The 24,739-nt window shown below is 63.0% G+C and carries 25 protein-coding genes; 8 read left to right on the plus strand and 17 right to left on the minus strand.

The features are described 5' to 3' along the window. Window positions 1-38: 38 nt before the first annotated feature. Complete coding sequence (locus tag J3481_RS10370) at window positions 39-1,283, plus strand: WD40/YVTN/BNR-like repeat-containing protein (RefSeq protein WP_206832030.1); 1,245 nt, start codon at window positions 39-41, stop codon at window positions 1,281-1,283. Between the two features lie 5 nt (window positions 1,284-1,288). Here J3481_RS10370 and J3481_RS10375 read toward each other — a convergent pair whose 3' ends face one another. Beyond that, window positions 1,289-1,825, minus strand: coding sequence for a cysteine hydrolase family protein (locus J3481_RS10375; RefSeq protein ID WP_206832031.1), 537 nt, complete (start codon window positions 1,823-1,825; stop codon window positions 1,289-1,291). Between the two features lie 111 nt (window positions 1,826-1,936). Here J3481_RS10375 and trmB point away from each other — a divergent pair, with 111 nt between their 5' ends. Then, entirely contained in the window at window positions 1,937-2,587 is a 651-nt protein-coding gene (trmB, locus tag J3481_RS10380; RefSeq protein ID WP_206832032.1) for a tRNA (guanosine(46)-N7)-methyltransferase TrmB, read from the plus strand. 120 nt (window positions 2,588-2,707) lie between these two features. Here trmB and J3481_RS10385 read toward each other — a convergent pair whose 3' ends face one another. Together J3481_RS10385 and gluQRS are read right to left on the minus strand one after the other, a co-directional pair. Beyond that, entirely contained in the window at window positions 2,708-4,162 is a 1,455-nt protein-coding gene (locus J3481_RS10385; protein WP_206832033.1) for an aldehyde dehydrogenase family protein, read from the minus strand. A 45-nt stretch (window positions 4,163-4,207) separates the two neighbouring features. Next, window positions 4,208-5,191, minus strand: coding sequence for a tRNA glutamyl-Q(34) synthetase GluQRS (gluQRS, locus tag J3481_RS10390; protein WP_206832034.1), 984 nt, complete (start codon window positions 5,189-5,191; stop codon window positions 4,208-4,210). Between the two features lie 95 nt (window positions 5,192-5,286). Between gluQRS and J3481_RS10395 the strand changes: the two genes are divergently transcribed. Beyond that, window positions 5,287-6,021: a YqjF family protein gene (locus J3481_RS10395; protein ID WP_206832035.1), complete on the plus strand. Its 735-nt coding sequence runs from the start codon at window positions 5,287-5,289 to the stop codon at window positions 6,019-6,021. Here J3481_RS10395 and J3481_RS10400 read toward each other — a convergent pair. The 4 genes from J3481_RS10400 to J3481_RS10415 form a co-directional block, all read right to left on the minus strand. Beyond that, on the minus strand, window positions 5,988-6,449 hold the full coding sequence (locus tag J3481_RS10400) for a MarR family winged helix-turn-helix transcriptional regulator (protein WP_206832036.1): 462 nt from the start codon (window positions 6,447-6,449) through the stop codon (window positions 5,988-5,990). The two genes, J3481_RS10395 and J3481_RS10400, sit on opposite strands and share 34 nt — an antisense overlap. Before the next feature lie 54 nt (window positions 6,450-6,503). Then, entirely contained in the window at window positions 6,504-7,664 is a 1,161-nt protein-coding gene (gene sat, locus J3481_RS10405; RefSeq protein WP_328702107.1) for a sulfate adenylyltransferase, read from the minus strand. A gap of 117 nt (window positions 7,665-7,781) precedes the next feature. Next, complete coding sequence (nagA, locus tag J3481_RS10410) at window positions 7,782-8,900, minus strand: N-acetylglucosamine-6-phosphate deacetylase (RefSeq protein WP_206832037.1); 1,119 nt, start codon at window positions 8,898-8,900, stop codon at window positions 7,782-7,784. Window positions 8,901-8,976: 76 nt separating this feature from the next. Then, window positions 8,977-9,336 (minus strand): winged helix-turn-helix transcriptional regulator, encoded by a 360-nt coding sequence (locus J3481_RS10415; RefSeq protein ID WP_206832038.1) that lies wholly within the window; start codon window positions 9,334-9,336, stop codon window positions 8,977-8,979. Window positions 9,337-9,493: 157 nt separating this feature from the next. On the opposite strand from J3481_RS10415, the gene J3481_RS10420 reads away from it, so the two are divergent. Next, window positions 9,494-10,030, plus strand: coding sequence for a YceI family protein (locus tag J3481_RS10420; RefSeq protein WP_206832039.1), 537 nt, complete (start codon window positions 9,494-9,496; stop codon window positions 10,028-10,030). A gap of 93 nt (window positions 10,031-10,123) precedes the next feature. Continuing rightward, window positions 10,124-10,963 carry an ABC transporter ATP-binding protein gene (locus tag J3481_RS10425; protein ID WP_206832040.1) on the plus strand — a complete coding sequence of 280 codons (840 nt, stop codon included), beginning with the start codon at window positions 10,124-10,126 and terminating at the stop codon, window positions 10,961-10,963. Here J3481_RS10425 and msrA read toward each other — a convergent pair. The 3 genes from msrA to J3481_RS10440 all read right to left on the minus strand — a co-directional run bounded on the left by msrA (window position 10,917) and on the right by J3481_RS10440 (window position 12,522). Beyond that, on the minus strand, window positions 10,917-11,486 hold the full coding sequence (gene msrA, locus J3481_RS10430) for a peptide-methionine (S)-S-oxide reductase MsrA (RefSeq protein WP_206832041.1): 570 nt from the start codon (window positions 11,484-11,486) through the stop codon (window positions 10,917-10,919). The genes J3481_RS10425 and msrA overlap by 47 nt on opposite strands. 16 nt (window positions 11,487-11,502) lie before the next feature. Continuing rightward, window positions 11,503-11,823 carry a thioredoxin gene (gene trxA / locus J3481_RS10435; RefSeq protein WP_206832042.1) on the minus strand — a complete coding sequence of 107 codons (321 nt, stop codon included), beginning with the start codon at window positions 11,821-11,823 and terminating at the stop codon, window positions 11,503-11,505. A gap of 102 nt (window positions 11,824-11,925) precedes the next feature. Next, complete coding sequence (locus J3481_RS10440; protein WP_206832043.1) at window positions 11,926-12,522, minus strand: DNA-3-methyladenine glycosylase I; 597 nt, start codon at window positions 12,520-12,522, stop codon at window positions 11,926-11,928. Between the two features lie 147 nt (window positions 12,523-12,669). Here J3481_RS10440 and J3481_RS10445 point away from each other — a divergent pair, with 147 nt between their 5' ends. Continuing rightward, window positions 12,670-14,481 (plus strand): M3 family oligoendopeptidase, encoded by a 1,812-nt coding sequence (locus tag J3481_RS10445; RefSeq protein ID WP_206832044.1) that lies wholly within the window; start codon window positions 12,670-12,672, stop codon window positions 14,479-14,481. Window positions 14,482-14,499: 18 nt separating this feature from the next. Here J3481_RS10445 and J3481_RS10450 read toward each other — a convergent pair whose 3' ends face one another. Next, window positions 14,500-15,057: a hypothetical protein gene (locus J3481_RS10450; RefSeq protein WP_328702108.1), complete on the minus strand. Its 558-nt coding sequence runs from the start codon at window positions 15,055-15,057 to the stop codon at window positions 14,500-14,502. Window positions 15,058-15,120: 63 nt separating this feature from the next. Between J3481_RS10450 and J3481_RS10455 the strand changes: the two genes are divergently transcribed. Continuing rightward, window positions 15,121-15,348 (plus strand): phosphodiester glycosidase family protein, encoded by a 228-nt coding sequence (locus J3481_RS10455; protein WP_236011539.1) that lies wholly within the window; start codon window positions 15,121-15,123, stop codon window positions 15,346-15,348. Between the two features lie 16 nt (window positions 15,349-15,364). On the opposite strand, the gene J3481_RS10460 is transcribed toward J3481_RS10455, so the two are convergent. From J3481_RS10460 to J3481_RS10485, 6 genes are all read right to left on the minus strand, one after another. Next, window positions 15,365-16,162: a Cof-type HAD-IIB family hydrolase gene (locus J3481_RS10460; RefSeq protein WP_206832045.1), complete on the minus strand. Its 798-nt coding sequence runs from the start codon at window positions 16,160-16,162 to the stop codon at window positions 15,365-15,367. A gap of 137 nt (window positions 16,163-16,299) precedes the next feature. Further along, window positions 16,300-17,295 carry an FTR1 family iron permease gene (locus tag J3481_RS10465; RefSeq protein WP_206832046.1) on the minus strand — a complete coding sequence of 332 codons (996 nt, stop codon included), beginning with the start codon at window positions 17,293-17,295 and terminating at the stop codon, window positions 16,300-16,302. Window positions 17,296-17,464: 169 nt separating this feature from the next. Continuing rightward, complete coding sequence (locus J3481_RS10470; RefSeq protein ID WP_206832047.1) at window positions 17,465-19,135, minus strand: bifunctional aspartate transaminase/aspartate 4-decarboxylase; 1,671 nt, start codon at window positions 19,133-19,135, stop codon at window positions 17,465-17,467. A gap of 82 nt (window positions 19,136-19,217) precedes the next feature. Further along, window positions 19,218-20,504 carry an MFS transporter gene (locus J3481_RS10475; protein ID WP_328702109.1) on the minus strand — a complete coding sequence of 429 codons (1,287 nt, stop codon included), beginning with the start codon at window positions 20,502-20,504 and terminating at the stop codon, window positions 19,218-19,220. A gap of 102 nt (window positions 20,505-20,606) precedes the next feature. After that, window positions 20,607-22,196 (minus strand): citramalate synthase, encoded by a 1,590-nt coding sequence (gene cimA / locus J3481_RS10480; protein WP_206832048.1) that lies wholly within the window; start codon window positions 22,194-22,196, stop codon window positions 20,607-20,609. Window positions 22,197-22,346: 150 nt separating this feature from the next. Next, the gene (locus tag J3481_RS10485; RefSeq protein ID WP_206832049.1) at window positions 22,347-23,705 is read right to left on the minus strand and encodes a hypothetical protein; all 1,359 of its coding nucleotides are present in this window, start codon (window positions 23,703-23,705) and stop codon (window positions 22,347-22,349) included. A gap of 132 nt (window positions 23,706-23,837) precedes the next feature. Here J3481_RS10485 and J3481_RS10490 point away from each other — a divergent pair, with 132 nt between their 5' ends. Continuing rightward, on the plus strand, window positions 23,838-24,662 hold the full coding sequence (locus J3481_RS10490; protein ID WP_206832050.1) for an aldo/keto reductase: 825 nt from the start codon (window positions 23,838-23,840) through the stop codon (window positions 24,660-24,662). Window positions 24,663-24,739 lie beyond the last annotated feature (77 nt).

A 24,739-nucleotide genomic window follows, 5' to 3' on the forward strand; every position in this document is an offset into this window, starting at 1 on the left:
CTCGGCGACGCCGGTTCCGCGGCCAAAGGAGGACAAACATGCGCCTCTCTGCGCTCGTGCGTTTGGGACTGGCGGCTGTGGTGATGTCGCTCTCAGGGTGCGACGTCTCCACGCCCTCCCACCCGGATCCGCAAACGGTCCAACCGAACGCGACCGACGGCCACGCGTCCATCGCCCCGGATGCGCGGCTTGCTTCGCGTGCCACCGCGCAAGTTTCCACCCTGTTCTCGAGCCTCCACGCCGTCGACGTGCATATGCGCATGCTCACCGCTCGCAGCGGCCTGTTGTGGGGATACCAGGGATCTCGCTTCGTCATGTATGAGACGGCGGACGGCGGGCACACGTGGAAACCCGTCCATCTGCCAACCCTGCCACCGGATGACATCGCTTCGTATGGCCCGGGCGGTTCCCACGCGATCACGGCCGTGATCGACTCCTCGACCATGTGGTCGCTCGTCTGCGTCAGCGGCGGAGAGGCGCGCGTATGGATCACCAAGGACGCGGGCCAATCGTGGCGCGAGCGCGATCTGCCGCTGCCCAAAGGAACGGTTCAAGTCGCGGCGGGCCAATGGATGGCGGGCCGGTTGGGTTGGCTGCTCTTCGAGAGCGGCGGTTACGGCGGCGTGGCGGCCAAGTACCTGTATCGCACAGAGAACGGTGGCAACTCGTGGCAACTTGTCGCGACATCCTTGGGCGATCTCCCGCACAACGGAACGCGAACGGTCATGGCCTTCGCCCCCAATGGCAAGACGGGAGTGATGGCGGTTGTGGACGACGTGGAAGAAAAGCTGGACGTCGTGGAGACGAACGACGGCGGCGCCCACTGGCAGGCCACGAGCGTCGATTTGCCAAGCGGCATTTCGCAGCCGCCGGTGGTCGAGCTGGCGGATGCCGGGCCTGGCGAATCCCTCGAGCTCGCGGTCCTGGTGCAGATCGGCGCCACATCGCAACTGGCGGTGATGAACGCCACATTCGGCTCGAGTTGGGACGTGTCGGTGATGGGCGTCGACCACCTCGTGGCGATGTGCGCCTCGCCCTCAGGCGATCTCGCCGCGCTGGAAAACAAGTCGGGACAGATGACGTGGATGCTGAGCCCGGATGGAGGTCAGACCTGGTACTCGCGCGCGGCCGCGGGCCTGCCTTCCAGCGTCGCGAGCGCCGTTTCGGTGAGCCTGACGTCTCCCTCACCCAGTGCGTTTTTCCTGGTGGCGCTCGACGCGCACCTCGCTCCCACCCTTTACGCATCCCTGGATGCGGGCGATGCGTGGCAGCCCCTCAGCTGATGACCTCACACGATCTCGGCATGAAACAGCCGCCGCATGTGCTCCAGGAAGATATCGCCGAGATCGGTGAAGGTGGCGCAGCCCTGGCGATGCACACTCGCGTGAAATCCCTCGTCGTAGGCGCCGGCGACCGTCAGGAAGTCGCAGATGTCCGTGCATACGCCGCAGACGTGGACCCGCTCGACCCCCGCATTCCGGAGGCGATCCCCGAGCCCGGTGTGATAAAAGGCGTTGTAGCTTTGCTTCGGGACGTACCACACGTCGGGATGCTGCGCGTGCCGCTCATACCAGCTGGCGAGATCGCCATAAAGCTGTTGCCCCCAGGTGCCTCGCACGTTGTGCGGGGGCCAGTCGCGGAAGTGGCGATCGTCCGGGTCGTGCTCGTCCATGCAGATGGCCACGACGCCTCCCTCGGCGAGCACGCGATCGGCCAGGGAGACGATATAAGGGACAATGGCCTGTCCGGGCTTGCCGACGGTGAGCGTCCCTTCGTCATGGACAAAATCGTTCGACATATCGACAATCAGGAGCGCTTCGCGCATGCGGATTGCCCCCTTTCGCCCTCATTGTACCAGTTCGCGAATTTCGGCGTAAGCTCGCTTGCATTTGGCGTTCCGTCTTTGTACCATCGAGCGAGAAATGAGGGAGATATCATGCGCTTTCGCACTGGACATCGCCTCGAAAAGTGGCTTGAGGGCGGGAAGGAACATCTGTTCGACGGCTATCAGGGCGATCCGGCTGCATGGTACCAGTCCTTGGCCGAGCCCGTGGCGCTGGAAATCGGCTGCGGCCGAGGCGGATTCATTCGCCAGATGGCGCGGCTGCACCCCGAGACCCAGTTTGTCGGCGTCGACAAGGTGCTGGCCGTCGCTGCCAAGGCGGCGTACGGCGCTCACCTCGACGGACTTCGGAACCTCTCGTTTTTCGTCGGAGACGTCGACCAATTTGGACCCCTTTGGACCGAACCGAAGGTGAAATGGCTGTATCTCAACTTCTCGGATCCCTGGCCGAAGAAGCGCCACCACAAACGGCGATTGACCGCGCCGGCCAAGCTGGCCTGGTACGCCCAGTGGATGCTGCCCGAAGCCTGGCTCGAGCAAAAAACCGACAACCCGGAGTTCTTCGAGTGGTCGCTCGAATCGTTTCGGGCAAGCGGCTGGGAAGTCGCAGAAGTCGAGCGGGGATTTCCGCCGGGCGATCCGGCCGATACGCTATCGGGCAAATTCGTGCAGACCGAATACGAGGCGAGATTCCGGCAACAGGGACAGCCCATTTACTATCTCCGCGCGCGCCCGGTTCGGTGACGGCCGCGGGCATCTCCCGCGCGTTTGCGAGGCTGATAGCGTCCCATCGCGAAGTGCGTCCGAGAACGCCAAGCGACGCAGGGCCCGCACGGCATGTACCCGTGCGGGCCCCTTCGCTCCTCAAAAGCTCGTGCGAATGGCGGCGAGCTTCCGCTCCATCATGTCGTACATCGCGTACAGCACGCCTTCCCGCCCGACACCGCTCTCCTTCACGCCGCCATACGGCATGTGATCCACGCGGTACGTCGGAACTTGGTTGATGAGCACGGCGCCAGCCTGAATGACCTCAATCGCCAACATCGCGTGGTCCATGCGCTTCGTAAACACGCCCGCGTTCAGGCCGAATTTGCTGCGATTCGCGAGCTCCAGGCCCTTTTCGAAGCTCGACACGCGCTCCACGATGAGAATTGGCCCGAACGCCTCCTCGGTGCACAGTTTTGCATCGAGCGGCACGCCCGTCACCACCGTCGGCTCCATCCGGTTGCCCTCAATCCGCCCGCCCACGAGCACCTCGGCGCCGCGCTCGACGGCCTCCTCCAGCCAGGCCTTGAGGCGCGCGCCCGCCTGCTCGTTGATGAGCGCCGAGACATCGGTCGCCTCGTCAAGCGGATCGCCCACTTTGAGCGCCTTCGCGCCGGCTGTGATGCGCGCCACCAACTCGTCGTACACCGCATCGTGGATGTACACGCGCTGAATGGAGATGCACACCTGTCCGTTGTACGAAAATCCACCCTGGACGATCTCGGCCGCCAGCTTGTCGAGCTCATGCGCGGTGAAGCCCTCGTCCACCACGAGCGGAGAATTGGAGCCGAGCTCCAGCGTCACGCGCCGCAGCCCCGCCTGTTGGCGGATGATTTTGCCGACCGCCGGGCTCCCCGTGAACGTCACGAACGCCACATCCGGATGCGTGGTCAACACTTCGCTCAGTTCCCTGCCATCGCCAGGAATGATGTTGAGCACCCCCGCGGGGAGACCCGCGTCCTGGAAGATGTGCCCAAGCACCAGAGCCGAGAGGGGCGTCTGCTCCGCGGGCTTCAGCACGATGGCGTTCCCCGCCGCGATGGCCGGCCCGACCTTGTGCGCCACGAGATTCATCGGGAAGTTGAACGGCGTGATGGCCGTCACGACGCCGAGCGGTTCCCAGAGCGTGAACGCCACGTGATGCTCGCCCCGCGGCGCCGCGTCCATGGGTACGGTCTCCCCCCGAATCGACTTGGCCGCCTCCGCCGAAAAGCGATACGTCTCAATGGTCCGATCGATCTCCTGCCGCGCGGCCCGAATGGGTTTGGCCGCCTCGCGCGCGATGGTCTCAGCGAGCTCTTCCTTCCGATCCGCGATGATGTCCGCGGCCTTCCGCAGGATCTGAGCGCGCTGCCAGGCCGGGAGCTTGCGAAACGACTTCTGCGCCCGCGCCGCCACCTCGATGGCCCGCGCCGCCTGCTCCGGCGAAGCGTAGCCGATCTTCGCCAGCAATTCTCCGCTGTACGGGTTCCGCAGTTCGACGTGACGCGCCGCCTCTTCCCAATCGCCGTCGATGAACAGGTGGGTCTTCCCCACTTCGCTCGCTTTGCTCACGGTTTCAGCCTCCCGCATGACATTCTCTGCACAGCGTTTCCAGCCCTACGATCCGGCATTCGCCTTGAGCTGCGCCGTGTACGCCTCGCGCCACACCACGGCGACGCGCGGCACACGGCCCAGATCGAACGCGCGCACCGCCTCGGCCGGGCGCACAGGCTCCGGGCGATCCATCTGGCCGGCGAGCCATAGGAGCATGCCGACGAGCCGTTCGCTCGGCACGCCGAGCTGGCGAAGCGAGCGAAGGGCGAGATCGCCATGGCGTTTCGCCAGTCTGCGCCCGTCCTCATCCACCACCAGAGGCACGTGCGCATAGCGCGGCGTGGCGTACCCAAGGCGTTCGGCGAGATACGCCTGGCGGAACGCGGACGGAAACAAATCGGCACCGCGGATCACGTCCGTGACGCCCATGGCGTGATCGTCGACGACCACGGCCAGGTGATAGGCGATCACGCCGTCAGCCCTCCGGACGACGAAGTCGCCCCCTTCCGACGGCCGCGCTGTCGTGGACCCAAGCAGGCGATCGTCCACGGTCACGAGCGCGTCATCGGCGACGTGGAGCCGAAGCGACGGGGCTTTGGCCGCCGCCAGCGCGGCCCGCTCGGCATCGGAGAGCCGCAGACAGCGGCGGTCGTAGCGAGGTTCGTCGGCAAACAGACCATGCGGTGCAGACGCGATGGACAGCAGCCGGGAACGTGCACAGAAACAAGGATACAGCTCGCGCTTTGCCATCAGGCGCGCGAGCACCTGTTCGTATAGGCCACGCCGCCGTCGCTGTTCATAGGGCGCAGAAGGGCCCCCCACGTCCGGGCCCTCGTCCCAGTCGATGCCTAGCCACCGCAAATCCTCGAGAATGGCTTGGCGATAGGCTGGACGGGATCGCGCCTCGTCCAAATCTTCGATGCGAAGGATGAACGAACCTCCGGCGCGCCGCGCATCGAGCCACGCGAGAAGCGCGACCCAGGCGTTGCCCACGTGGAGGAAGCCCGTGGGACTCGGCGCAAATCGCCCTTTGTAGGAAGGTGTCAAACAGGCGCACCTCGCTTCGCCTTCATGTTAGCAAAACTTGCTGGTCATGTCCTGTGGATGAACGAGCACGATAGCGCAGGAAGGAGGCGCGGACCATGCGAGGGGAATGGTGGGTCGAACAGACATGGCGGAATTTGGTCATGGCACACTGGCGGGCCGACGAACGGATCCTATCTCAGCACATTCCGCGACAGCTCGAGCTGGATCGGTTCGACGGCAGCCCATACGTCAGCGTCGTGGCGTTCTCGGTGGACCCGTTCCGATTGCGCGGCCTGCCGCAAATCCGGGGGATGCGGAGGTTCTGGCAAGTGAACGTCCGCACGTACGTTCGCTTTGGTTCAAGGCGCGGCGTCTTCTTCTTGCGCCTCGAGACAAACCGACCCTGGGCCGCGCGGCTCGGGAAGCTCGCCTACGCCCTTCCGTTCGAACCCGCGTTCATGGCGGTCGTGGAAGAGGGAGAACGGCTCGCTTTGGGGCTCTTGAGCCACGACGACGGCAGGCCGACACTTGCGCTCGGCTTTCGTCGCGCAGGAAGCCGGATGCCGTGGTACGAGCCGGCCGCGGGATCGCTCGAGCACTGGCTTCTGAATCGATACGCGCTGTTCGCGCCCTTGTTCGGCGTGGTGATGGAAACGCGCCTGCGTCACCGACCGTGGATCATCCAACCGGCGGAAGCTCACATCGGCGCGGCCCGGCTCCTCGAACCGTACGGGTGTGAAGACGAGCCTGCGTTTGCCTGTTCGGCGGAGGCGCGCACCGCGCGCATCGGCCTGCCGCGGCCGGCCTCCATCTCACCCTATTCGCCGGACAACTGCTCGTTGGCACGGTGAATGCGCTCGAGCAGCTCTCGCACCTGCAGTCTCAGGCCGACGATTTCGTCGTCGTTTAAACCGTCGATCTGATGTTTGACGCAGTCCGGCACAGCGCCCAATTCTTCGCGCAGCGCTCTCCCTTTGTCCGTCAGAGACACGCACATCTTGCGCTCGTCGTCCGTATCCCGCCGCCGATCGACGAGACCGTTCTCCTGCATTCGCTTCAACAGCGGAGTCAACGTGCCCGAATCGAGATACAGCCGCTCCCCGAGCGCCTTCACTGTGCAAGCGCCGAGTTCGTACAGCGCGACCAGCACCATGTATTGAGGGAATGTGAGGCCGTGCGGTTCCAGAAACGATCGGTAAAGCCGCATCGTCTCGCGCGCGCAGGCGTACACGGCGAAGCACAGGTGTTCGTCCAGACTGAGGAGCGGTCGTTCCGTCATCACGACAAGCCTCCAAGCTCACTTGACTCGGCCCTGGCGAGCCTACCGTCTAGTTTAAGCCTGTTTCGAGTAATACTCCATCAGAACTTCGACGACCTCCGGCCGGCTGAATTCGGGCGGCGGCGCAATCCCTTCCCGCAACATCTGGCGCACCTTGGTGCCGGAGAGCGTGACGTGATCGTCGTCGCCGTGCGGACAGGTCTTGGCGGTCGCCATGCCCTGGCACTTGCGGCAGTAAAACGCGTTGTCGAAGAACAGGGGCGTGATGCCGAGCTCTTGGAGATCAAACTGGTCGAAGATGCGCTGGGCGTCGAACGCGCCGTAGTAATTGCCGACGCCGGCGTGATCGCGCCCGACGATGAAGTGCGTGCAGCCGAAGTTCCGCCGCACGAGCGCGTGCATGACGGCCTCGCGAGGGCCTGCGTAGCGCATGGCGGCCTTGTACACGCCGAAGAACACGCGATCCCGCGGATAATAGTGCTCAAGAATGGCGTGATACGCGCGCAGGCGCACGTCCGCCGGGACGTCGTCCGCCTTGGTGGGCCCGACCAGCGGATTGAGGAACAGGCCATCGACGATCTCGAGCGCCACCTTCTGAATGTACTCGTGCGCCCGGTGGACCGGATTCCGCGTCTGGAACCCGACGACCGTGCGCCACCCTCGCTCGCGGAACGCTGCCCGCGTCTGCCGCGGCGTGTAGGCGTACGGCGTGAACTCGTCCACGCGCTCGTCCGGCAGCACCTCGACCGGCCCGCCCAGGTAGACGCCCCCGCGCTCGTACAGGCGCCTCACGCCGGGATGCTCCACGTCGCGGGTGCGATAGACCTGTTCCGCTTCGTGATGGAGGTTGGGACGGTACATGTGGCGAATGGTCATGCGCCCGCAGATGACCCCGTCCGGGCGAACCAAGGCCACCGTCTCATCGAGGCGCAGGGTGCGCGCCGTTTCTTCCGGCACCGGCAACGTCACCGGAATCGACCAGATGTGGCCGGACGTGAGGCGCATCGTCTCCACAATGGCGTGGTAGTCCTCCTCGGATACGAATCCATCGAGCGGAGAAAAAGCGCCAATCCCCAATTGATACAGGTCTGACACGGCGATCTCGTCCAACTGCACGGCCTTCAAACCCGACCATGACCGCCGCGCATCCTCCGCCTCGTCCGAAGCCACCAGATGTTCCAACACCATGTCTCGTTCCCGTTCTGTCACCGACACGCCAACTCCTCCTGACACGCGATCGCGCGGGATCGCCATGATAGAGTAAACCGATAAACATTATGTACATTGTATCATCGCCACGCCGAAATGGCGAGGGCGGACCTCCATTCGCCGTCAGGCGCGGTACACGAGCCGGCCACCGACCAGCGTGTGCGTCACCTGGCCGTCGTCCGAGAGCACCGCCAGATCCGCGCGGAAGCCGGGCGCGATTCGCCCGCGCCGCTCGCCCAAAAGGCGCGCCGCGTTTCGGGCCGCGAGCAAGGGCACGTCGGGGAGGGCAAACACGCCATGCTCCAGGCCGGTGCGCACGGCGCGCGCCATAGTCAGGGCGCTGCCCGCAAGCGTTCCGTCAAGCCGCCGCACGGCGCCGCCCTGATAGACCACCTCATCCCCGGCGAACGCGTACCGCCCCTCTGGCATGTCCACCACGGGTATGGCGTCCGTCACGAGCATGACGCGATCGCGCCCCTTGACACGGACGGCGAGGCGCGCCATCTCGGGATGGACGTGGATCCCGTCGAGGATGAGCTCCACCATGGCACCGCTGTGCGCGAGCGCCGCGGCCGCCAACCCGGGTTGTCGGTGATGAAGCCCCGTCATGGCGTTGAACAGATGCGTCACGCTCTGGGCGCCGAGATCGAACGCGCGCATCGACTCAGCCCAAGTCGCCGCGGAGTGGCCCAGCGAGACGACGACGCCCATCGCACGGGCGGCCGCCAGCGTCTCTTCGGCGCCCGGCAACTCCGGCGCGAGCGTGAGGATGCGCACGGGCCCTGCCGCTGCGTATTTCCGCAGGCGCTCCGGCGCCGGCATGCAGAGACATTCGGCCGGATGGGCCCCGCGCCTGTCGGGGTGGATGAACGGCCCCTCCAAGTGGAACCCCAGCACATCGGCGCCGCGCCAACTCGCGGGCATCCGCCACGCCGAAAGGACCCTCAGGATGGCCTCGTCGGGCGCGGAGACGGTGGTCAAGACGAGCGCGGTGGTCCCGTGCCGGGCGTGCGTCCACGCAATTTGTTCAAACGCGTCCATCGATCCGTCCATCACGTCCGCACCGCCGCCGCCGTGCACGTGCACGTCGATGAACCCAGGAAACAGGTGCCCGCCCGCCTCGATCAGCCGGGCGCCCGTCACATCGCCGGCACCCGCCTGGGCGACGGCCGTAATCCAGCCGTCCTCCGCGATCACGTCCTTGACTTCGCCGTCGAGGAGTCCTCGGACAATCACGCGCACCGATGCCACCTCCAGCGTGTCCAACAGGTTCGATGCGAAGTCCCGCCCTTCGCAGGCGACCCCGCCCACATGCCGTTCATCGCTGTGGCTCCTGCTGTGCTCGCTCGGCCTTGCGGCGCAAGTGCTCAAGTCCCCATGCATGCATGAGATCGAGAATGGGGCGCAAGGATTGCCCATACGGCGTGATGGCGTACTCCACCCGCGGCGGGACCTCCGGATACACCGTCCGCTGAACGATGCCCTCGTCTTCCAGCTCGCGCAGCTGTTTGGTGAGCACGCGCTGTGTAATGCCGGGGATCATGCGCATCAATTCGGAGAACCGAAGCGACGGATGTTGAAACAGGTGGTACAGAATGAGCCATTTCCACTTGCCGCTCAGGACTTGCAGCGTGGAAACAGCCGAACACGGCGAGTCTGTGCGATGGCCGGACGACATCGGCACGAACGCCTGCCTTTCGCGTTGCCTAAGTTACCTCAAGTATACCAAACCACTTCGATGTGCCTACTTATCATTTTTTCATCGCTGATAAATAATAAGAACGTGAATCCCGCGCTCGGCAGCGGGCGCACACTGACGACCGGGAGGTTGAGGTATGGCAAAGGTAACTTGGAATGTGGATCCGAGCCACAGCACCATTGGCTTCAGCGTCAAACATATGATGTTCACCACGGTTCGCGGCCATTTCAAGTCGTTTTCCGCGAAGGTCATTGCGGATCCGGAAGACTTGACCACGGCCGAGATCGATTTCACGGTGGACGTCGCCAGCATCGATACGCGCGACGAAAACCGGGACAACCATCTGCGCGGCGCCGATTTCTTCGACGTGGAAAAGTACCCCCATATGACGTTCAAAGCCACGAAAACGGTCAAGACCGGCCCCAACACCTACGACATGACGGGCGATCTCACCATCCGCGACGTCACCAAGCCCGTGACGTTCCATGTGACGTACGAAGGGATGGGCAAGAACCCGTGGGGTCAAGAGGTGGCAGGCTTTACGGCGCAAACGAAGATCAACCGAAAGGACTTCGGCCTGACCTGGAACGCGGCGCTCGAGACGGGCGGCGTGCTCGTGAGCGACGAGGTAAAAATCGAGCTCGAAATCCAGGCCAGCAAGGCTGCGGAGTGAAGACGAGGCGGAGAGAATCAGCGGAACCGGTCGCAGGATGTCCCTGCGACCGATTTTGTGCTAGGATAGGAAGACAGCAAGGAGGCGGAAGACGTGGCGATTCTCTCCGTTTCAAACGTGACGTGGATTCGAAATGGACGAACGATTCTGGATGATGTGTCGTTTGAGGTCCGCGAAGGTGAACACTGGGGCCTCATTGGTCTGAACGGTTCGGGCAAGACCTCGCTTCTGCAGATCATCACGGGATATCAGTGGCCGACGCGGGGGCAGGTCACGGTCCTCGGAAATCGGTACGGCCGGGTGGACCTCCGAGAAGTGCGGCGGAACATCGGCTGGGTCAGCTACGCCCTGCTTCAGCGCGTCGAACAGGACGCAGGAAGCGACGCCGCGCTGGACGTGATCGTGAGCGGAGCCTTCTCGTCCATTGGCCTTTGGGAGAAGCCGAATTCCGACCACTGGGACCGCGCTCGCGGGCTCGCACGCGATCTCGGCGTGGGACACGTCGCCGACAGCCCGTTTCAATCGCTGTCCCAAGGCGAAAAACAGCGCGTGCTCATCGCGCGTGCGCTCATGGCGAACCCTTCGCTTCTCATCCTCGACGAACCCTGCACGGCGCTCGACGTGCGCGCACGCGAGGAACTGCTGACAGCCTTGGACGCCATGGTCACGGCGCCCGACGCGCCCGCGCTGCTGTACGTCACGCATCACATCGAGGAAATGATTCCGGCCATCACGCACGTGCTTGCGCTCGACGCAGGGCGGGTGGCAGCATGCGGCGAAAAAAAGGCCGTGCTCACGGATGACGTGCTGTCCCGAACGTTTCACGTCCCCGTGCACACGGTCTGGCAGGGCGAGCGCGCCTTTCTGACGGTTCTCTCTACCGGAGTCACGCCCGAGGCGCCTCGGGCTCATGCCCCCAGTGGGTGGCAATGAACGCGTCCCGCCCGGACGCCCGCCGATAGCGTTCATAATGCGCCGGCTGTTTGCGATAAAAATCCTGATGGTACTCCTCCGCCGGATAAAACGGACCCGCAGGCAAAATCTCCGTCACAATGGGCTTCTGGAAGCGGCCCGAAGCTTCCAGCTCGGCCTTCGACGCCTCCGCCAAGCAGCGCTGCTCCTCGGAGTGGTAGAAAATCGCCGTCTTGTAGGACGGACCTCGATCATAAAACTGACCGCCAGGATCCGTCGGGTCGATCTGCCGCCAAAAGATGTCCAGGAGCTGCGCGTACGTGATCTGGCTGGGATCATACGTGATCTGCACGGCTTCGACGTGTCCCGTGGTGCCGGAACACACCTGTTCGTACGTCGGGTTGGGAACGTGGCCTCCGGTGTAGCCGGAGACCACGGACACGACCCCCGGCCACGTGTCAAAGGGCTTGACCATGCACCAGAAACAGCCGCCGGCAAAGGTGGCGCGTTCCAGCCTGGGCTGCGGTTCGGCAGCGGATGTCATGGCATCCGCCCCTCCCTCATTGCAAAACGTCCGCGAGCTGAGCTTCGAGCTGTTCCTTCGGCTGATACCCGATGAGCTGTTTCACCGGGCGCCCGCCCTTGAACAGGATGAGCGTCGGAATGCTCATGATGCCGAACTGGCTGGTGATCTCCGGGTTTTCATCGACGTTCAACTTGGCGACGGTCACCTTGTCGGCGTGCGCCTCGGCAAATTCCTCAAGGACCGGCGCCATCATGCGGCAAGGACCGCACCACGCCGCCCAGAAATCCACCAGCACGGGTTTATCGCCTTGAATCGCCTGTTGGAAGTTGGCGTCTGTCAACGTCATCGTGGCCATTCGGAATACCCCCCAAGGTACTTACTTGCATTTTTATAGTACCATTTTCGTGGGCCGCTGGTCAAACGCTGCCTTGGACGGCGCGCCCTGCCGCGGCATGGATCATGGCGCGGAGTTCCTCAAGGATTCAGCGATGGCGCGAAGCGGTTCATAACGGAAGCACGTGGTCACATGATCCAGGACCAAACCGACGGCCTGCAGATACGAATACACCATCACCGGCCCCACAAACCGAAAGCCAAGCGAGCGCATCTCCCGGCTGATGCGCTCGGCGAGCGGGGATGTGGCTGGCACGTCCTCCTCGCGGCAAAACGCGTGCACCTCGGGCCGCCCGTCGACAAATCCCCACAGCCAGCGCGCAAACGATCCGTGTTTGGCCTGCACCTCGAGAAAGACCCTCGCGTTGTGAACGGCAGCTTCGACTTTGGCCCTGTTGCGAATGATGCCCGACTCCGGCGCCATCAGGCGCGACACCTCCGCCTCCCCATAACGTGCCACAATCTCCGGCTGAAAATCCGCGAACGCCTTCCGATAAGCGTCCCTGCGCGTCAGAATGAGATACCACTGCAGCCCCGCCTGTGCCGCCTCGAGCGTCAGAAATTCAAACAGGACGCGATCGTCAAATTGGGGCACACCCCACTCCTCGTCGTGATAGCGAACGTATCGTTCTCGCGATCCCGCCCATGCGCAGCGGCGCATCCCAAGCCCCCCTCGCCTCCTGGTGCTCCCACACCCATTTTGCCGCACGGAGGCGCCATCGTCCATGGCGCGTGCGATCAGGAGGACGTACGAAAGGAGAACGAAACGATGTCCCCTCCCGCGGCAGCCGAAGCGGTATAATCCGTCATGGGAGGCGATCGCGTGAGCGAACAACAGCGCTGGGATCTCGAATCCCTGTACGCGGGCGGAAGCGAATCTCCCGCGTTCCGCCACTTTCTCGACGACCTCGAAACCAACGTCACGGCCTTCTCCATGGTGATGCAAAACACGCCGGGCGCCATGCAGAGTCCCGACATGGGACTCAAGGCCGTGATCCTCACGATGCAGGATCTGAGCAAGCGCCTGAGGGAAGCGGGCGCCTTCGTATCGTGCCTCACGGCGCAGAACGTCCACGATGCCGGCGCGAAAGCGCTGCAGGCTCGCGTCAACCGCATTCGTTCCACGTTCACGAGCGCGCTCGCGCTCTTGGATGAGCGCATGCGACAAGCTGGGGAACCCAGTATGGAGGAGATTCTCGCCGATCCGGAGCTGGCTCCTGTCGCGTTCGCGGTGCGGGAACGAGTGGAGCGCTCGAAGCGGCGCTTGCCCGCGGAACAGGAGCGGCTCATCGCGAAGCTGTCGGCGGACGGCTACGTGGCCTGGGGAGAACTGTACGACGCCATCGTCGGACGCATGGCGGCCGAGATCGAGATGGAGGGGCGCAAAGAGAAAGTCTCGATGGGACAGCTGGCCAACCGCATGACGCAGGCGTCCCAGCGCGATCGCGACCGGCTGTTCGACGTCTGGGAAGCGGCGTGGGCTGGCGAGGCGGATCTCTTGGCGGATGCGCTCAACCATCTGGCCGGGTTCCGACTGCAGACGTACGAGGCGCGGGGCTGGCACTCCGTGCTGGAGGAACCTCTCGAGATGAACCGGATGTCTCGGGAGACGCTTGAGGCCATGTGGGACGCGGTGGTTCGCAACCAGGAACGGCTGATCGTGTACTTTACCGCGAAGGCGCGGCTCTTGGGCGTCGACCAACTCTCATTCCAGGACGTCGAAGCGCCGCTCGCCCTCGGCGCAAAGCGCCGCGCCATCTCGTTCGATGAGGCGCGCCGCTTCATCGTGGATCAGTTCGCCGCGTTCAGTCCCGACATGGCCGCATTTGCAAATGCATGTTTCGAACGGCGGTGGATCGAGGCCGAAGATCGCCCCGGTAAGCGGCCCGGCGGGTTTTGCACGAGTTTTCCGGTACATGGGGAATCGCGCATTTTTGTCACGTTTTCCGGCACCCCGGGGAACGTCGCGACGCTCGCGCACGAGATCGGCCACGCGTATCATCAGCACGTCATGCGCGATCTCCCGTACCTCGCAACACAGTACGCGATGAACGTCGCGGAGACCGCGTCGACGTTCGCGGAAGCACTCGTCTCCGACGCCGCGATTCGCTCGGCTGCGGACGATCGCGAACGGCTGGAGTTGCTGAACGACAAACTGCAGCGCGCCGCGGCCATGTTGATGAACATACACGCCCGGTTCCTGTTCGAGACGAGATTTTACGAGGAACGAAAACGCGGCTACGTGGGCGTGGAGCGGTTGAACGAACTGATGATCGAGGCGCAGCGAGAAGCCTATCGCGGGTCCCTGCGACGGTATCACCCGCACTTCTGGGCGTCCAAGCTCCACTTTTACATCACCGGCACGCCCTTTTACAACTTTCCGTACACGTTCGGGTTCCTGTTTTCCACTGGCATCCAGGCCGCGGCGTCCGCGGAGCCCGGTGATTTCGCGCGCCGCTACGTCGAACTCCTTCGGGACACCGGACGCATGCGCGTGGAGGACCTCGCGCGCCAACACCTTGGCGCCGATCTCACGAAGCCCGATTTCTGGCAGGCCGCGATCGACTTCTCCCTGCGCGATCTCGACGCGTTCGTGGAGCTGGCGAATCGGCTCGCCTGACGCGCGCCAGCCGCGGCCTTAGCTCCGCGGCTGGCGCATCATCTGCAGACGCCCTGCCTCGATCCAATACCAATCCACTTCGTTGGACAGGACGACGCAAACCCCTTGCGCCCTGGGGTAGCTGTGCAGGCCCGCGTAGAACGCCCGCGCTTGGCGCGGCGGATCGCCGGACTGCGGCAGAGGCCCCACGAGAACGTACCACCTCGAGTTAGGTTGAAAGGCCACCAGCGCGAGAGGTGATCCGGCCCGTGCCTTGGCCGGTCCAGAAAACACGGTGGCCGCCACCTTGCAGGCGCTGTCCAAACAAATCTCGCCCTGCGAAGGGTTATCCATCTCCGCGAGCTGCCGGTCAAGAAGCCAGTTGTACAGATCCGCCGTGCTTCTCACGCCGCGCGGCAGAGGGTAAACCAGGATATGGTGATTTTGTACAGACGACCCCGCAGGCGCCGGTGCGTGACCGTGGACCGGTGTCGACGTGTGGTTTGCGCCCTGATTCCCGGCGCTCCCACATCCCGCGGCGAGGCAGAGCGATGCGGCCAAGGCGATACCCCACGCGCCGAAGCGCTTCGCTTTCACGCTCATCACGCCCCTTTCGGCTCAAGATGTGCCGAGCGCCCCGTATCCATACATGACCGGGGGATGAAAGAAGAGCGGTCGGTCGTCGGCATCGACCGCGCGGGACACCTCGTCTTTTTGACGATTCACAAGGCCAATGTGTGGCAGGAAGCCTCCATCGCGAAGGCGCTGGGACTTTGGGACGCCATGAACCTCGACGGCGGATCGTCGACAGGGCTGTGGTACGCGGGGCGATACCTCACGCCGCCCAAGCGGGCGCTTGCCACAGCCATCGTCGTCGTCGAGCACTGACGTCTGCGTCGGGCGATCACGCCACGGGCTGTCCCTCGATCAAGCCGAGATCGACGAGCGCGGCGAAAATGCCGCCTTCGTCGACCGGCGCCGTCACCTGGCGCGCCGCGCGCTTGGCTGCCTCCGACGCGTTGCCCATCGCGACCCCGATGCCGACATAGGCCAACATCTCGACGTCGTTCTCGCTGTCCCCAAACGCCAGCGCCTCCTCGCGGCTGCAACCGGCGCGGTTCAGCATGGCCTCGACACCCTTCGCCTTGGAAACGCCAGCGGGAAACACGTCCAAGTAGAAGCGGTGAGGGCGGATGAAGCGCAGGGAATCGCGGTAGCCTTCCACGAACGGTTTTTCTTCTCCCGGTTTGCAGAAGAGATAGAGTTGGTACACGTCCTCTCGGGTCCAGGCGGCGGGATCGTAGACCGGTTCAGTGGACAATCCGAGAAACCGGTACGCCTCGCGGATTTCGGGACGATGAGGCTGATTGGCGTAGCAAGCGTCGGCGCCCGCCACGACGACCGGGTAACCGTAGAATTCGGCGCGCTCGATGAATGATGCAATGACGTCGCGCGGCACCGCCGTCGTCAGGACCTTCTCACCGCGATAAACCGCCAGGGAGCCATTGCAACACACGTAAGATTCGAAACCGAGCCGCTCAGCGATGGGCCGGAGTTGATCGGGTGCGCGGCCGGTGGCGATGGCGGTCTCGATTTCTCGCTGTCTGAGCGCCGCGATGGCCTCCTCGACGCGCGGAGAAAGCTCTCGCCGCTCGTCGATGAGCGTGCCGTCGATGTCAAAAAACGCGAAACGAATGGCCATGCCTCTCCCTCCTAGCTCTCTCTGTTTTCATGGTAACATACGGAGCGAGTTCGGGCGTGATCGCAAAAGAGGGCATCAAAAAGCACCCACGCGTTGCGTGAGTGCTCGCTTCGCAGATTCGAAAGCGCGTGAGAACCTTAGTCGGACAGCGCATGCGCCCCGCGGGCAGCCTCCCGGCGCGGACGCCACACGCGGACGTACTGCGCGCCAAAGTAGGAACCAAGCACGATGACGGCCGCGATGGCCTGTGCGACGACGCTCTGGAGGTTGTTGAACAAGGAGAACCAGAGTCCCGCCCAGTCCGGCAATCCGAGGTTGAGCGGCGTGGACGGCAGCCAGCCCGCCTGCTGCATCTCCTGAACCTGCTCGCCCACCATCACGAGCAGCACCACGCCCAGCATCACGCCCGTCAGCACCAGCATGCGCTTGTAGGGCAGCTTTCTGTGCGCAAAGAACGTGAGCACGGCCACCATCAGGGTGAGAGCCAAGCCGATGCTCGCGCCGACGACCACCACGCCGGACCCGAGTTGCATGCGCGTGTTCTGCAGGAACAAGACCACTTCGAAGCCTTCCCGGTACACCGAGGTGAATCCCAAGATGACAAGCCCGCGATAGGCCAGCGACTTGGCCTGCGACCCGCGTTCGGCCTGATCGATGATTTCCTTCTTTTTGCGGTTGTGAAAGCTGATCCAGCCGGTCCAGTAGATGCGATGGAAAAACCAGTTCATGACGATGAGCAGCACGATGATGGCCAACAGCCCTGTTGCCGCCTGAATGGACAATTCCGGCGCCGTCTGTCCGACGAGCGCGATGATGCCCACCACGACAAACCAAGTCAAAAGCGTCGCGGCGAAAGCGAGACCTGCGCCGGCCGAGATGGGCCGCCAGTAGCCCTGGCCCGTGCGCATCAGGCTGGCCGTAATGGCGCTCAATACGAGAATCGTCTCGAGCCCCTCGCGGAAGACGAGGATCCCGGTATCGACGATGGCCGCGCCCCGCCCGATGTTATGACTCGTCGGGTCCGGGTTGCCGCCAGCGGTCACACCTTGCCAGACCAACGCGGCGATCACGGCCGCAGCGCAGGCCCACACGACGGCTCTCTTCCAACCAATCTTCTGAAACGCGATGGACATTTCCAACATCCTCCTAGATGTGCGGCGCCGCATACTTGACTATCGGAGTCAACATTCTAGGAGGTATTCTACAAGTTAGACGACCCTAATCGCAAGAGTTTAGCTCAAAAAATTTGTTTCGTGTTGCGGCACAAATCCACCGTCCTCGCGGGGAGCCGCGAGTGAAGCATCAGTTCCTGTGTCCGTTCCTCGTCCACCTCTTCGCGTACGCGTCGATGGCCGCGATAAGCTCCCGCCCAATCACGTCGTACGCGTCGTCGGGCAGATTCGCGAGCGACACCCGCACGGACCAAGCGGGCGCACGAAATCCACCTCCGTTCAACAACACGATACCCGATGACTCAGCGAGGCGAAAGAGCACGTCGACCGGTTCGTACTCGGACTGGAGGTGCGCCGCAAACGCCTCCCCGTGCCGCCGCCGCGCCAATGCGACGAGATCGATCTCGGTGTAATACTCGGCCCAAAGCGGAATGTTGGGCATGTCCATCCCTAGCGCCCGATACAGCCTCGCCATCCGCCTTTGGCAGATAGCCCGCACCTGATGCTTGTAGCGCTGTCCGCGCGGAGTCATGGCATAGAGCGCGAAAAGCGCCATCTGCACCTGTTGCGGCGTGGACAAGCCCGCGGTGTGGTTGAGCGCGACCTGCCGGCTGTCCGCCACCAACCGGTCGATGAAACGCAGCCGATCCGGCTGACGAGAGAGAATCCGATAACGGTCGCCGATACGGTCGCGCGCCTCGCGGTTCATCGATTGCAGGCGCCTGTCAAACACGTTCTCGCGATGAAGAGCGATGACGCCGAGCCGCCAGCCCGTGACGCCGAAGTGCTTCGACAGCGAGTACACGAGCAGCGTGTTTTTCGGCAACACAGCCGCCAGCGAGCGAAACCCTTCCACGAAGGTCCCATACACGTCGTCGGTGATGATCATCAGATCGGGATGATGGCGACGGACGAGATCGGCCAACGTTTGAAGCGTCTGCTCGGTCATCGCGACGGACGGCGGATTCGACGGATGGACGAGAAACAGCGCCTGCACGGACGGATCGGCGAGCTTGCGCAATTCCTCGGCAGGATACTGCCACGCGGACTCCGGCGATTCGCCGCCCGCAGACGCCCGGATTTCCACGACGTCAAACCGATACCGATCGAGCGCCGGGATCTCCACGTAAGGAGGAAAGATGGGCACCATGACCGCAATCTTCGCGCCCGGGGAAAGGAGTTCATTCGCCGCAAGCGAATCGAAGACGTAACACATGGCGGCCGTTGCGCCCTCGGTCGCAAACAGCTGCCAGTGGGCCGGATCGACGCGGGACCCGCAGATTTCCTCGCTGAGATAGTGGGCCATGACCCGCTCCACAAAGGGCAGGATTCGGTCGGGCGTCGGATAGTTGTCGCCGATGGCACCGTCGACGAATTCGTACAGGATCCCTTCGCGATTTATGCCCCGCGCGACAGCCTCCTCAAGGCATTCGAGGAGCGCGCGACAACCGGCTTCGTCGGGGTGATCGCGGACAAAGGATTCGAAGCGGGTGGCGATCCCGTCTGGGTGCGGCATGCCGGCGAGATCGCCATCCCGCCAAACGCGGCGTGCCTCTTCCAAGGCGAACCGACTCAGAAATAAAAAGGCGTCCCGCGGTGCGGCCGCAATCCAGTTGGGATTGCCGCGCCCGGCATCCAGCATCACCCGGGCGCGCTTGCGATCGTGCCGCGATGCGAGCGCCAATAGCTCGTTGCGCAGCTCAAAGGGGCTTTCTTGCTCGTACGATTGCTCGAGTTGCCGGCGCGACTCCGCATCGAGCGGCAGTCGAAGAGACTCGGGACGGTCGTTCGTTCGGCCCATCGGTAACCTCCCTCAAGCGACGTTCCCCCGTTGAGACATCCCCATTCATTTCCTCTTCCAGACTGCCCGAAAGGGCATACCCCTATGCGCCTGAATGCGCCTCGTCGCCGTCTCGCCACTCCGGCACCCGCCAGCGAACCCACACAAAATTTGCGAGATAGAGGAAGATGACCGCAGACAGCATGACGCGAATGCCGAACCCTGCGGACACGGCGCCTCCAATCAGCGGCCCGGCGAAGCTGCCGAGGAACGTCGAACTCGCCGTGAGCCCGTACACGCGCCCTCGCATTTCCTTGGGCGTCATGCGGCCGACGAGCGCATTCGCCGTGGGCAGGATGCCCCCGATGAACGCACCGAGCAGGAATCTGCCGAGCATGAATACCCACACGTTTGGCGCCAGCGCCTGCGGAATGTAGCAGAGTGCGGCGCCGATGAGAGCAATGGACAGCACCTTGCGGTAACCGATGCGATCGCTTCGTTTGCCGAGAAACGGGGAGAAGATGAGGTCCGCAATCCCGGTCACGGCGAAGCAGGCGCCTGAGAGCGTGCCGAGTGCGCCGAGAAGCTGCGAATCCCGTCCGACGAGCTCGCGGATGTAGAGCGGCAGCACCGGCTGGACGCTCATGACCGAGAACTGGGCCGCGAAAAGGACGAAAAACATCACTTGTACGGTTCGGAGTTCGCGCAACGCCTTGAACTGTCCGATGAGCCCCATGCGGCGATGCCCGCCATTCGATTCGCGGAGCGATGTTTTCGGTTCTCGAATCATCAGCCACGTCAATACGAAAGCGGTCGTGGCGAACGCTGCCGTGAGATAAAACACGATGCGATAGTTGTGGTGAAACGCGTCGACCAACACCCCGCCGAGCAAGGGACCGACGAGACTCCCGACCATCGCAAAGGTCGAAAGCCATCCGAGCGCGAAGCCGAGCCTCTCTTCCGGGATGGTGCTGGCCACGAGCGCGTTCGCCGAGGCCGAAAATCCACTGAATGCCCCTTGCAGCATGCGAATGAACAGGAGTTCGTACACGTTGCGCGACAACCCCATGAGACTGGTGGCGATGGCGATGGCCAAGGTGGTCCGCATCACCATCAGCTTTTTGCCGCGCCTGTCCGCGACCGATCCCCATATCGGCGACATGATGGCCGACATCAGAAAATTGGCGCTCGCAACGACACCCGCCCAGAGGTCGACGGCATGCGGATTGCGGACGCCGAGTTGTCCGATGAAAAGCGCCAAAAACGGGTTCATGCTCGAAAATGCCATCATCATGATGGCTTGCACAGCGCACATCGTCCAGAGCGTCCTTCTCCACGAGACCGGGCGTCCCAGGCGGTCCAGCGCGAGCTCAGCCTGTGATCTTTCCACTGGCAACACCCTCGTTCATGGCGGAGCGCCGGGGGCTTAGGCCCGGCGCTCCGCACATATGTCGCTCATCGCCTTCCATTCTCGCTCTGATCCGCATGTGTTTCAAGCTTCGACGAGCGTGCGGCTCGGCACCACGAGCGCCAGATAGTACTGGATGCTGTCCACGAGCGCTTCCCAGCTCGCCGCGATCACATTTTCCGACACGCCCACCGTGCGCCAGACGTGATCGCCGTCCGTCGATTCGATCAACACGCGTACCCGCGCCGCCGTGGCGTCTTTTTCGTCCAGGACGCGCACCTTGTAGTCGGTCAGATGCATGCGCCGGATCTCAGGGCGATGCGGCGCGAGCGCCTTCCGCAACACCGCGTCGAGCGCGTTGACCGGCCCATTGCCTTCCGACACGGTGTGCACGATTTCTCCGTCGACCTCCAATTTGATGATGGCCTGAGACGTCGCCTCCCCTTGCCGTTGCACATCGGTGTCCACGCGGACCGAGAGAACGTTGAAGGGCGGCGTGAAATCGTTCAAGACCCGCCTGAACAGAAGTTCTTGGGACGCTTCCGCCCCTTCAAACTGATAGCCCACGTGCTCCATCTGCTTGATACGCTCGAGCAGACGCCGGAGCTCTGCCTCTCGCCCTTCCGTCGGAATGCCGAAGGCCTCCGCCTGGGCCAGGACGTTTGACACCCCGGACAACTCGGAGAGAAGCACGCGGCGCTCGTTGCCCACCAGTTCGGGCGGGATGTGCTCGTAGGTCTCGGGATTGCGCTGAATGGCGCTCACGTGGATACCGCCCTTGTGGGCGAACGCGCTGTGGCCGACGAAAGGCTGGTAGCTATGGGCCACGAGATTGCAGACTTCACCGACGAACCGCGCCACCGGTGTCAGCTGGCGCAGATGGTCGGGCGATGGGAGACAGCGGTATCCCAGTTTCAACTCCAGATTCGGAATGATGGACGCCAGGTTGGCGTTCCCGCAACGTTCGCCAATGCCATTGATGGTCCCGTGCACCATGCGCGCCCCGGCCTGGACCGCCGCGAGGCTGTTCGCAACGGCCAGTTCGCAGTCGTTATGCGTGTGGATGCCGACTTGTACCGGCACCTCCTGAATCACCTGCGCGACGATGTCGCGGATCTCATGAGGCATGCTGCCTCCATTCGTGTCGCAGAGCGCCACCCAGTCCACACCAGCCTCCCAGGCCGCCCGGACGGTCGCCAGCGCGTACGAGCGATTTCGCTTGAAGCCGTCAAAGAAGTGTTCTGCGTCAAAAATCACCTCGCGCCCGTGGCGTTTCAAGTACTGCACAGTATCGGAAATCATCGCGAGATTCTCGTCGAGATCGATCCGAAGGGCGTCCGTCACGTGGAAATCCCATGCTTTTCCGACGATCGCGACGGCAGGCGTCGATGCCTCCAACAGCGCCCGCACGCCCGCGTCGTCCTCGACTCGAACTCCCGGGCGGCGCGTCGAACCGAATGCGGTGAGCTTCGCGTGCTTCAACCGAAGCGATTGTGCGACGCGGAAAAATTCTTCATCTTTCGGATTCGCCCCCGGAAAGCCGCCTTCGATATAGGCGACGCCGAGATCGTCCAATTTTTCGGCGATTTTGATTTTGTCGGCGACGGTGAGGCTGATCCCCTCTCCCTGGGTGCCGTCCCGCAGCGTGGTATCGAGCAAATAGACGTAACTCATGGGTTCATCTCCTCGCCACTCCTTCAATCTCTATCTCACCCGTCGAAGGGATGCTATGTTTCACTATGAACGGAATCTTGGGAAATGTCCAGATGGCAATCGACGCAGTGCGAGAATGGAGAGACGAACCGTCCACGCCCCGGGCTACCGTCAAGCGAGTGCAATCGCCACACCGGTCGCCGCGGCCAGTCCGCAGATCACCGGCAAGAAGTTGCGCCGGGTCAGGGCCTCGGGATTGCATCCCGTGACGCCGGCGATATCCAGAACCCCCCAAGGAACCAAGGTCCCTCCCCCGCTCCACACGGATCCCATCTGGCCCAGGGCCGCAAGCATGGCGACGTTCGCGCCGATGGGCTGTCCGAGGGCCTGAGCAAGGGTGCCCACCAACACCAGCCCGGAAAAACCGGATCCATCGAGCCCTGCGATGACGCCCACCAACACGATGATCACGGCGACGGGAGCCACGGACAGCGGAACGTGTTCGGCCAGAGCGCGGCCGAGATCGAACAGGAAGCCTGGCGCACCGGGGCCGAGAATCTGCGGCGCAATCTCCGGAGATCCCATGAGGAAAAAGCCCGCAATAGGGATCACCGGTGCAAAGACGCGGACGGAAAAGACCAGTCCTTCCTGAAGGCACGACATCACCTCGGCCGCTGCGGTGCGTCGGTACTCGGCAAACGAGACGAGGATGAGCAACAGAAAGGCCACGCCTCCTATCAGCGCGGTGGCATCTCCGCCGCGCAAGGGAATCAGAACGGTCGCCAGGATGGTGGACAGGAACGACAGGGGAACGAGCACGGCCGCGAGCCATGCGGCAAAGCTGAACCGAGTCTTTTCCACAGTCGATGTGGGAATTTCCGCGACGAGTTTTCCTTTCGCCATGTCTCGACGCAACAGGAGATAGCCAAGGCCTGTGCTCACGGCGCCCGTCGTAAGAACAAGCGGAATGCTGGCCATGAGGACACTTGAGACCGAAACGCCTGCGCCCGAACTCGTCAGTTTCGGGGCGCCTTGAATCACAAAATCGCCCGACAGCGCGATGCCATGGCCGAACAAGTTCATGGTCATGGCGGCTCCAAGCAACGGTAGACCCGCCCGCAGCGCAATCGGCGTCATGAGCGGAGCGACCATCATGGTCGCTGGCGTCGGCCATACGAAGAGTGAAACCACTCCCTTGACGAGGCCAAGCCCCCAAAACGCAACGCCGGGGCTCTGGACGGCGTGTCGGAACGGGCGCAGGATCAGCCTGTCGGCGCCGATTCGCTCCATGAGGCGGAGCAACGCCACCATGAGGCCAATGATCACCATGATCCCGAGCAGGTTTTCCGCGCTCGCCAGATTTGCGTTGTAGATCACCTGCATGCCCTTGATCCAGCTGTGAGTGTACACACAGCCAATGACAAAGGTTCCGAGGACGCAAATGGGGATAATGCCTCGGCGTAACGCCATGAAGACGATCACCAACACGACCACGGCGAGATACAACCCATGCGAAGCGGTCAAGGCCATGTTCCTACCTCCAAGCTGATGCGTGTTGGAGCATTCTATGGCCTTCGCCCATGGGCGGTCACCGCTTCTCCAATTGCTTTCGATATAATGGGGATTGGCAGTCTCGAGGCAGCCCAACGGAGGAGGGTTTCCATGGTCGCACAACACGTTCAGGACACCGTGACATTGAACAACGGAGTGAAGATGCCCTGGCTCGGACTTGGCGTCTACAAGGCCCAGGCCGGTGAAGAAGTCGAACAAGCCATTCGCTTCGCTTTCGAGGCTGGCTATCGCCACATCGACACTGCGGCCTTCTACGCCAACGAGGAAAGCGTGGGCAAAGCCGTTCGGGAATCCGGTTTGCCGCGCAGCGAAGTCTTTGTCACCACCAAGGTATGGAATACGGACCAGGGTTACGACGAAACCCTTCGCGCTTTTGAAGCTAGCTTGAAGCGCTTGGGCTTCGACTACGTGGACTTGTATCTCGTCCACTGGCCCGTCAGCGGCAAGTACAGGGACACATGGCGTGCACTCGAGCGCATCTACGACGAAAAGCTCGCAAGGGCCATTGGCGTAAGCAACTTCCAAATCCATCACCTGGAGGACATCCTCGCACACGGAAACGTGGTACCGGCAGTCAATCAGGTCGAATATCACCCTCTGTTGACGCAGGAACCGCTCAGGCAGTTTTGTCGTGAGCATCAGATTCAGTTGGAAGCTTGGAGTCCCATCATGCGCGGTAATCTCGATCTTCCGGTTCTTCAGGAACTCGCCCAGAAGTACAACAAGACGCCCGCGCAGATCGTTCTGCGGTGGGATCTGCAAAACGAAGTGGTCACCATCCCAAAATCGGTGCGGAGGGAGCGCATTTTCGAGAACGCGGCGCTGTTCGACTTTTCGTTGTCTGACGAGGACATGCAGCGCATCCATGCGCTCAACCGCAACCATCGTTTCGGCCCCGATCCCGACACGTTCTGAACCGAGGACAAAGGAGGCGTCTCGCCTCCGTCCTCGTTTCCTAGCGATGGCCCTTCGGTGAGTGCTCACGTCATGTG

Origin of the sequence: Alicyclobacillus fructus, from assembly GCF_017329605.1 — a bacterium.
GTDB classification, from domain to species: domain Bacteria; phylum Bacillota; class Bacilli; order Alicyclobacillales; family Alicyclobacillaceae; genus Alicyclobacillus; species Alicyclobacillus fructus.